The sequence below is a fragment of the Blautia sp. HCP3S3_D9 genome (genome assembly GCF_052063845.1).
GTDB lineage: Bacteria > Bacillota > Clostridia > Lachnospirales > Lachnospiraceae > Blautia_A.
Map to the genome: position 1 here is coordinate 20,978 of NZ_JBQHWS010000042.1, position 9,464 is coordinate 30,441.

Consider the following 9,464-nt stretch of genomic DNA (forward strand, 5'->3'; position numbering starts at 1 on the left):
ATTGGCTCCATGAACAAGACAGCCATAAAGAATTTTGCGATCTGGGCGCGGAATAAGCTGATTGCAGATGTTAGCTATGATGCCCGCCTGATTGGTATTACGGAGGACGGCATTGCAAAGCCGTTGCCGCAGAGCTTCGGCGGCACTCAGTTCTTCGATATCGGCACCGCAGAACCGTATTCGATTTCCGGTGAGGCCGTGCGCCAGCGTGACAAGCTGATAGAGGTCATCCAGCAGAAGGAAAAGGATACCGACTACAAAACCGCATATCAGTATGTGATTGAGGAGGTTGCCTATACATGGTTCAACCGCCTGATTGCAATCCGTTTCATGGAGGTCAACGACTATCTGCCTTCCCATATCCGGGTGCTTTCTTCCGAGAGCGGAAAAATGGAGCCGGATTTGGTCACAACACCGTTTGACGCAGAGCTGCCCTTCACTGCGGAGGAAGAGGCTCAGATTTTCCAGCTGAAGCAGGACAATAAGCTGGACGAGGTGTTCCGCATCCTGTTCCTGAAACAGTGCAACGCCCTGAACGAGATTCTGCCAGCTCTGTTTGAAAAGACGAAGAACTACACCGAGCTGCTACTCAGCCTGTCCGTTATTGACCAGGATGGCGTGGTCTATCATCTGCTCCACGATATCCCAGAGGATGACTTTAACATCGAGCGAGGTGGTCAGGTGGAGATCATCGGCTGGCTGTACCAGTATTACAATACCGAGCCGAAGGCCGCTGCCTTTGCAAAGAACGGGAAGATCACCAAAGAGGAAATTCCTGCCGTGACCCAGCTGTTCACCCCAGACTGGATCGTCCGTTACATGGTGGAAAATAGCCTTGGCCGTCTGTGGGTGGAAGGACACCCGGACTGCGGCCTGAAAGAAAACTGGAAATACTATCTGGAAGAAGCACAGCAGGAGCCGGAGGTGCAGGTAAAACTGGCAGAAATTCGCAAAGAGTACGCTGCCCTGAATCCAGAAGACATCAAGCTCATCGACCCCTGCATGGGTTCCGGTCATATCCTGGTATATGCCTTTGATGTGCTGATGCAGATTTACGAGAGTGCCGGTTACAGCCAGCGTGATGCTGCAAAAAGCATTCTGGAGAACAACATCTACGGTCTGGACATTGATGACCGTGCCTATCAGCTGGCGTACTTTGCAGTGATGATGAAAGCACGGCAGTACAACCGCCGTATCCTCAACGGAGAAAACACCTGCCATGTCTATGCCATTCAGGAGAGCAACAGTATCAACCGTGCGCACCTGAAGTATTTCGGCGCAGGGATGGATGATATTGAGAAGAACGCCGCCAAGATGCAGCTGGAAGGTTTGCTGGACACTCTGACCGATGCCAAGGAGTATGGCTCTATTCTGAATGTGGAGAGCTACAACTGGGATTTGCTGCGCCGGTTTGTGGCAGCAGAGGATACCGATGGGCAGATCAGCACGGATAGCGTGGGCGTGGAAGATACCGCTGAGCAGTTGAATCGGCTCATCGATATCGGCGAGACGATGGCACGGAAGTATTGGGTGACTGTTACGAATCCACCATATCGTGGAATTAGCGATGTTGACGTGAAACTTCAGAATTTTGCGAAAGAAAAATATCCAAATTCAAAAGCAGACTTAAGCACAATTTGTATGGAACGAGCATTTGCAATGACCTGCCATAACGGAATGATTGCAATGATTAATATTCCGGTTTGGATGTTTATCGCAACCTATGAAAAACTTCGCTTATCAATGATGATGGCTCAAACTTATATAAACATGCTTCATTGCGGTAGAGGAATATTTGGATCGGATTTTGGAACAACAGCTTTTATTATTTCCAATACAAGGATTGCTAATTATAAAGGAACATATCATAAGCTGTTTAAGAAACAGGGTGGCGTTGATCCAATAGAACAGAAAGAAAAGTGGTTTTTTGAAAGAAAAGGAAAATACATTGTTGCACAAGAAAATTTTGATAACATTAGTGGTGCACCCCTTGCATATTGGATAAACCAGGATATCTACTGGCTATTCCGAGAGTCTTCATTAGGAAAGTATTATCTATCAGGAGGAAGATTCAAAACTTGTAATGATGAATTGTATTTGAAATTCTGGTGGGAAATGGATTCTACAAGTAAACGCTGGCATCCATATTGTAAAGGTGGCGATGGTCGAAAATACTTTGGAAATATGATCAGGGTCATTGACTGGTGCAAGAGTGCTCAAATTTTCTATTCTAAGAATGGCGGTGTCGGAAATCGGAGGTTTTGGGATAGTGAGGGAATTACTTGGTCTACAATAAGCACATCGGTAATTAGTTTCCGAAAAAAAGAGGACAGTTATTTCAATAGTTCATCTGCACCAACGATATTTGCCATAGATAAAGTTTTGAATCCATCAGTGTTGGCTTATTTGAATTCAAAAGCTGCTGCTTATTTGCTTAATATGTTTAATCCGACAGCAAGCTTAACTGTGGCAGATGTATTAAAATTACCTTTTTCTGTGGAATGGGACACACTAAAAATCCGCGAATTGTCAAACAACAATCTTTCGGCTTGCCAAGATGATTGGGATTCGTTTGAGATTTCAACAAATTTCTTAGAACATCCATGTAGTGGAGGATTCTCCAAGATTGAAAGCGCATACAATTATTGGGAAAAAAGGACAATTGATAGATACGAATTGGTTAAAGAAAATGAAAAACTACTTAATGAGTATTTTTCAAATAAGTTTGGATTACAAGAAGAATTATCTAATGAGCCTGATGAAACAGATATAACTGTACGCAAGGCCGATTTGCAACGGGATGTTAAGAGCTTATTAAGTTATGCTGTGGGCTGTATGTTTGGGCGTTATTCATTGGATGTGAAAGGATTGGCCTACGCAGGTGGCGCATGGAACAGTAGCAATTATAAGACCTTTATCCCGGATGCTGATAATGTTATCCCCATCACGGATGAAGAATATTTGGATAATGACATTGTGTCTCGTTTGTGTGAATGGCTGAGAGTGGTGTATGGAGTTGATTCACTGGAGTGCAATCTTGATTTTATTGCCGAAGCTCTTGGAAACAAGGGTGAAACCAGTCGTGAAATAATCCGTAATTATTTCTTGAATGATTTCTTTAATGACCATAAAAGGATATACCAGAGGTGTCCGATCTACTGGCTGTTTGACAGCGGCAAGCAGAATGGCTTTAAGGCACTGGTTTACCTGCACCGCTACACGCCGGATACCATCGGAAACCTGCGTATCGACTACCTGCACAAGATGCAGCGCGTATATGAATCCGAGATCAATCGAATGCAGGATATGATGGATCACAGCGAGAATGCCCGTGAGGTGGCAGCAGCCTCCAAGCGCAAGGATAAACTTGCCAAGCAGTTGAAGGAATGTCGGGAATACGATGAGAAGATCAGCCATCTGGCACTTTCTCGTATCGAGCTTGACCTCGATGACGGCGTAAAGGTCAACTACCGCAAGCTCCAGACCGCCCAGGACGGCAAGTTCTATGAGGTGCTGGCAGACAGTAAGAATATCATGGTGAAAGAAAAGAAATAAGAAAAATGACCGGAGGGAGTGGGAAAATGCAAAATCACTGGACAAAGGATGATGTCGCGGCGGCATGGCAGCGTTTTGAACGTACATATGCCCATGATCCGGTGGCATACCGCTTCCTCTGCGGTCATTGTATTCAAGATGAAACCGATGAAGATGCGTTGGATTACAATATCATTGGTGTCTGGCTTGTCTGTCATAGAAAATATCGTGACTGGTCAACCGAGAAATCCTATGATCTGGCATGGATACTGGAATTTATGCAGGCGTATCACATGACGATTCCACGGTACATCAAAAGAACAAAGTTCTACCGAAAAAAGATGAAGCTATTGCTGAGTTCTCTTGTAAGAGATAAAGACCAATCACAGGAAAAAAGGACAATGATATGGCAGAATTGAACCTGAAACAAATTATAGACCGCCTGAATGCGGAATTTACCGGAGAGACCCGGAAACTGGTTTTCTGGTACGATGATAAGGCAGAATTTGCCGAGGATATGGAGACAGTTGAGCTTCAGAATGCGAAGATCTACCATCTCCAGCCGGATAACCAGTTCTATACAAAGTATTTTCTGGAGCGTGTGGATAAGACCACGAATTATCTGATCTATGCACCGTTTCCGAAGCCGGATGTAAGGGACAACCATCTGGAAGACACAATGCTGTATTCCAGACGGTTCTTTGCGGACCGTGCCTCCCTGCTGTCGGTTGACCTGGGTATTGAGGAAAAGTACAAGCCGGTTATTGAGAAGCACATCAAGTTTTTCGCCAACAAAGAGCGCACTCAGCGGTTCTATGATTTGGAAATCGAAAACTTCAATGAAGAAAATATCCTTGTCGGTCTGCTAAGTGCAGTCTGCAAGGCGCGTACCTGCTCTTTTGAGGAAGTCGTGCGCATCGTGTTGACGGATGGCGAGCTGGTGGACAATGCTTTCTTGCAGGAGTTTGAAAAATACGACCTGCTGTCTGCATTCTGGCAGCTCTGTGAGCAGCATTTCGGATACACCGATACAAAACCGAGTTTGGAACGGCTGCTGGTGACGCTGTTCGTTACCTATACTGGGCGATATGTGCAGGCAGAGCTTCCGGCAGCATGGAAGAGCTTTGTCTCCTACAAGTCCGGCAATATCATCGCATTCCTCGATAGCCTGATGAACAGCGTCCTGTACCGGGATAAATACGACGCTTTGTCGGCACATGTTGCCAAAGGGCTGAATGTTTTTTCGGCATTTGCAGGAATGCGAGTGGACGATTTGGTGGAGTGCGACACTTTCCTTGCCGTGGATCAGGTGCTGGTAAAGTGGCTCGTTGGCAGACTTGTTTCGGAAGATATCGGCGCAATCGTAAACGGATTTACCATTCCGGAACTCTGTGAAAAGCGGGCTAAAATGAACTTTGGCAGAAAGACCGGGAAAACCTATCAGATGCTTTCCAGTGCATACAGCATGGTGAAGGAAGCGGATTACCATGCCGCAGATGGCTTAAAGCCAATTATCGACCGATATCTTGCTGCGGATTACAATATGGATCAGCAGTATCGGAAATTCTACTATTATTACGACCAGCTGGAGAGCACGGAAAGCTTTGAGCCGCTTCGGGAACTGGTGGAAAATATCTACACGAACGAATATCTGGCTTGCCTGCTCCCTGCCTGGAATGCTGGAATCCAGCAGGATGCCGCATGTTCGGCAATTCCGTTGCAGCGGGATTTTTACAATGCCAATCTGCGATATACCAAAGAACGCACCGTTGTCATCATTTCGGATGCCATGCGTTACGAGGTAGGACAGGAGTTGTTTGCCAGAATGCAGGATGATCCGAAATGCACGGCAAAACTTTCTGTACAGTTGAGTGTTCTTCCGTCTTATACGAGGCTCGGTATGGCAGCACTTTTGCCGCATAAGACACTGGAAATGACGGATGATTTTCAGGTACTGGCAGATGGTATCCTTTGCGATAATCTGGCAGGTCGGCAGCAGGTGCTGCAAAGTTATAACCCGGATAGTGTCTGTGTACAGTTCGATGATATCAAAAATTTGAAAGTAGCAGAGCTGCGAGATGTGCTGACAAAGCGTCAGATTATCTATGTATATCATAATCAGATTGACGCGCGCGGAGACAAGGCAAATACCGAGGATGAGGTGTTTCATGCGTGTGAGGAGGCCGTTCAGGAAATCATGGACTTGATTCACCGAATCTCCGTCAGCGGCAACACCTATCATTTTATCGTCACTGCCGATCATGGCTTTATTTATAAGCGTGATAAGCTGACAGAAAGTGACAAGATTTCTGGGAAAAGCGCGGAAAAAGCATTTGTCAATCGCAGATTTATTGTGTCCAAGGCGGCACTGGAAGATGACGGCATCGACCATATGAGCATGGGACGCGTTCTGGGGAACGAGGACAGCAAGGTGGTGTCCTATCCAGTCAGCAGCAATGTCTTTAAGGTGGCCGGAGGCGGTGCTAACTATGTGCATGGCGGTTCCTCACCACAGGAAATGCTGGTGCCGGTGCTGGAGTTTAAGATGGAGCGCGGTCACATGGAAACAAAGAATGCAGAGATTGCTCTGGTCAGCATCGTCCATAAGATTACGAACCTGATCACTTCCATGGACTTTATCCAGTCGGATGCCGTTAGCGATACTGTAAAAGCTGCAAAATACCGCATTTTCTTCCTCTCGGAAGACAATGAGAAAATCTCGAACGAAAACAGTTATGTGGCGGACAGTCGTGAGGAAAATGCGCAGAAGCGTATCTTCCGGATGCGTTTCACATTCAAGAATAAGAAATACGACAAGGACAAGCAGTATTACCTTGTGGTTTATGACGAAGAAAGCGGTCTGGAGCAGTGGAGGCAGCCTGTCATCATGGATATTGCCTTTGCAGATGACTTTGGATTCGGATTCTGATATAGAGGAGGCAGGAATTTTGTATGGAAATGATGGATATGGCGGCAGACGATACCCGTGAAGAACTGCGCTGGAAGCTGCGCAGTAACTTTGACGGTCGGATCGTCCGCAAAGACCTGACAAAGAAAATAAAAGAAGGAGCAAATGTTCCGGTCTATGTGCTGGAGTTCCTGCTGGGTCAGTATTGTAGTTCAGACGATGAGACAATCATTGAGCAGGGCGTTCAGAATGTGAAGCGCATTCTGGCAGACAATTTTGTCCGCCCGGATGAAGCTCAAAAAATTCTTTCCCAGCTGCGCAAGAACGGGAGCCATACCATTATTGATATGGTGACAGTACATCTGGACATCAAAAAGGATTGCTTTTTTGCAGAGTTCTCTAACCTTGGCCTCACCAATGTACCGATTACGGATGATTATCCAGAAAAATATGACCGGCTGCTTTGCGGCGGTATCTGGTGCATCGTGCAGCTGGAATATGAGTCTGAGGGAGACAGCAGCTTTGGAATCACGGATATAGATGGACAGCCGATTTCCTCTAAACAGAAAAAGCAGAAAGACATCTCTCCCATCAGCATCCATAAGCTGACTCCGATTCAGATGCCCCATATCGACATTGAAGAAGTTCGAGAGGGACGCAAGGCATTCACACAGGAAGAGTGGATGGATGTTATGCTGCGTTCCTGCGGATATGAGCCGGAACAGCTGAACAATCGGGAAAAGTGGCTGCTGCTTGCGCGTATGCTGCCGTTGGTGGAGAACAACTTCAATCTCTGTGAGTTGGGGCCGCGCAGCACAGGAAAGTCCCATATCTATAAAGAAATCAGCCCGAACAGTATCCTGGTATCCGGTGGTCAGACGACCGTTGCAAATCTGTTTTACAATATGGGGCGCAAAACCGTAGGTTTGGTAGGCCTATGGGACTGCGTTGCCTTTGATGAGGTCGCCGGAATCAAGTTTAAGGACAAAGACGGCATTCAAATTATGAAAGACTATATGGCTTCCGGCTCCTTTGCCCGCGGCAAAGAGGAAAAGGCAGCATCGGCTTCTATGGTCTTTGTAGGAAACATCAATCAGAGCGTGGATGTGTTGCTTAAGACTTCCTCTCTGTTTGACCCGTTCCCGCCGGAGATGGGAACGGACACCGCCTTTCTTGACCGTCTGCATTGCTACATTCCAGGCTGGGAGATTCCGAAGTTCCGTCCGGAGCATTTTACCAATGATTACGGCTTTATCACGGATTATCTGGCAGAGTTTATCCGAGAACTGCGGAAGGAACAGTATGGTGATGCGTTAGATAAGTATTTTCGCCTTGGAAAGAACCTGAACCAGCGCGATACGATTGCTGTCCGCAAGATCGTAGGCGGCTATGTGAAATTGCTGTATCCGGATGGAGAATTTACGAAGGAACAGATTGAAGAAATTCTTGTATTTGCGCTGGAAATGCGCCGTCGCGTCAAGGAGCAGCTGAAAAAGTTGGGTGGTATGGAATTCTATGATGTGAACTTCAGCTATATTGACCTTGATACATTTGAAGAAAAATTTGTCTCTGTGCCGGAGCAGGGGGGTGGAAAGCTCATCCCCGATGGCATCTGCAATCCGGGACAGGTATATACCGTAAGTCAGGGCAAGTCCGGTATGATCGGCGTATTCCGCCTTGAAAGCCAGATGCTGCCCGGCAACGGAAAATTTGAGCGCACTGGCCTTGGCAGCGACCGTGATTGCAAGGAATCCACGAATACGGCGTTCAATTTCCTGAAAGCTAACGGAAATCGTATCAGTGGCAGCATCAGCACTACGATGCGGGATTACATCATCAACTATCAGGATTTACAGGGCATTGGCATGACCGGAAAGCTGGCATTGCCTACATTGATTGCACTATGCAGCATCGCTCTTGGACGACCTACGGTCAGTACACTTGCCGTGCTGGGAGAAATCAGCATCAGCGGCACGATTCTGAAAGTAGACGAGCTTGCCAATAGTTTGCAGGTGTGCCTCGATAGCGGAGCAAAGAAAGTGCTGCTTCCGATTACCAGTGCAGCAGACCTTGGCACCGTGCCGCCGGAACTGGTGGGCAGTTTTAATCTGATTTTCTACAGCAGTGCGGAAGATGCGGTATTTAAGGCGTTGGGGGTAGAGTAACAGGTCTCTGAATGAAAGAAGGTGTTTTTGCTTATGCCGTATAAGGTGCAATCTTCGGAAAAATTAAGAAAATCAGGTGCTGACTTTGAGACAAAGGCGATGCTTTATCTTTTGAATTTTCGGGAAGATAGTTCGCAAATCAACTATTTTGTCGTGGATTTTTTTAATGATATTACAGGAATGGACAGAATGGCAAGAAAGCTTTGGGATGTCCAGTCAAAGGCATCAAAAACCGGTTCTGCGAAAACAATCGGTCGGGAGCTTGTTACTCTATATAAAAACCATGTGAGTGATTTTGATTTTTTTACCTATATAATTTTTTTGGGTGGCGTTCCGGATACTTTCAGGATTGATGCTAAACAGAATGTCTTTCAGTCCACAAATATTACTCCTAAGGCTTTGAAAAGCGTACTTTCAGGTCTGAAAGAAGAATGCACGGAAAAGGAATATATCGAATCAGATAAGATAACGGATGAATCATTAGAAAAGTTTCTAAAGTTGGTTTGGTTTGTTGTGGATGATAAAGAACCGGCGGATTACATTAAGGCGATTATTAGTAACCATCCCAAAATAGTTCCATCAGATTCTGAACTGATTGCTATTTTTAATGAAATCAGGAATAAACAATCAGAAAAGAAAAATACGATTGTTGAAGGAGTTGTGATAGATCATATTGATGAAGTGCTTTCGTATGGTCGTCACCTGACAACATCAGAAATCAGATTGCTTGTTCTACAAAGAATTATTAACTAAGACTTCCCATACCTAAAATGGGCTTCGCACCTTGAAAATTCAATACTTCAGCTAACAAAATAGCGATTTATGCCACCACAGCCTCTGGATGGAGTGCATTACGC

At 45.9% G+C, this 9,464-nt stretch carries 5 protein-coding genes; all 5 read left to right on the top strand.

Annotation, left to right across the window (positions count from 1 at the left end):
* Positions 1-9 precede the first annotated feature (9 nt).
* From pglX to ACTNES_RS10060, 5 genes are read left to right on the top strand one after another with little or no spacing between them, the layout of a single operon-like run.
* Positions 10-3,555, top strand: coding sequence for a BREX-1 system adenine-specific DNA-methyltransferase PglX (gene pglX / locus ACTNES_RS10040; RefSeq protein ID WP_441039207.1), 3,546 nt, complete (start codon positions 10-12; stop codon positions 3,553-3,555).
* Positions 3,556-3,581: 26 nt separating this feature from the next.
* Complete coding sequence (locus ACTNES_RS10045) at positions 3,582-3,953, top strand: chalcone synthase (RefSeq protein WP_227192419.1); 372 nt, start codon at positions 3,582-3,584, stop codon at positions 3,951-3,953.
* Positions 3,941-6,463: a BREX-1 system phosphatase PglZ type A gene (pglZ, locus tag ACTNES_RS10050; protein ID WP_441039208.1), complete on the top strand. Its 2,523-nt coding sequence runs from the start codon at positions 3,941-3,943 to the stop codon at positions 6,461-6,463. The genes ACTNES_RS10045 and pglZ overlap by 13 nt, the downstream gene beginning before the upstream one ends.
* A gap of 23 nt (positions 6,464-6,486) precedes the next feature.
* Positions 6,487-8,607, top strand: a complete 2,121-nt coding sequence (gene brxL / locus ACTNES_RS10055) for a protease Lon-related BREX system protein BrxL (protein ID WP_441039209.1) — start codon at positions 6,487-6,489, stop codon at positions 8,605-8,607.
* A gap of 33 nt (positions 8,608-8,640) precedes the next feature.
* Positions 8,641-9,360, top strand: coding sequence for a hypothetical protein (locus tag ACTNES_RS10060; protein ID WP_441039210.1), 720 nt, complete (start codon positions 8,641-8,643; stop codon positions 9,358-9,360).
* Positions 9,361-9,464 lie beyond the last annotated feature (104 nt).

Excerpts from the sequence above, each read along its gene's own strand:
- pglX (WP_441039207.1), top strand. The coding sequence starts at position 10 with ATGAACAAGACAGCCATAAAGAATTTTGCGATCTGGGCGCGGAATAAG.
- ACTNES_RS10045 (WP_227192419.1), top strand. The coding sequence starts at position 3,582 with ATGCAAAATCACTGGACAAAGGATGATGTCGCGGCGGCATGGCAGCGT.
- pglZ (WP_441039208.1), top strand. The coding sequence starts at position 3,941 with ATGGCAGAATTGAACCTGAAACAAATTATAGACCGCCTGAATGCGGAA.
- brxL (WP_441039209.1), top strand. The coding sequence starts at position 6,487 with ATGGAAATGATGGATATGGCGGCAGACGATACCCGTGAAGAACTGCGC.
- ACTNES_RS10060 (WP_441039210.1), top strand. The coding sequence starts at position 8,641 with ATGCCGTATAAGGTGCAATCTTCGGAAAAATTAAGAAAATCAGGTGCT.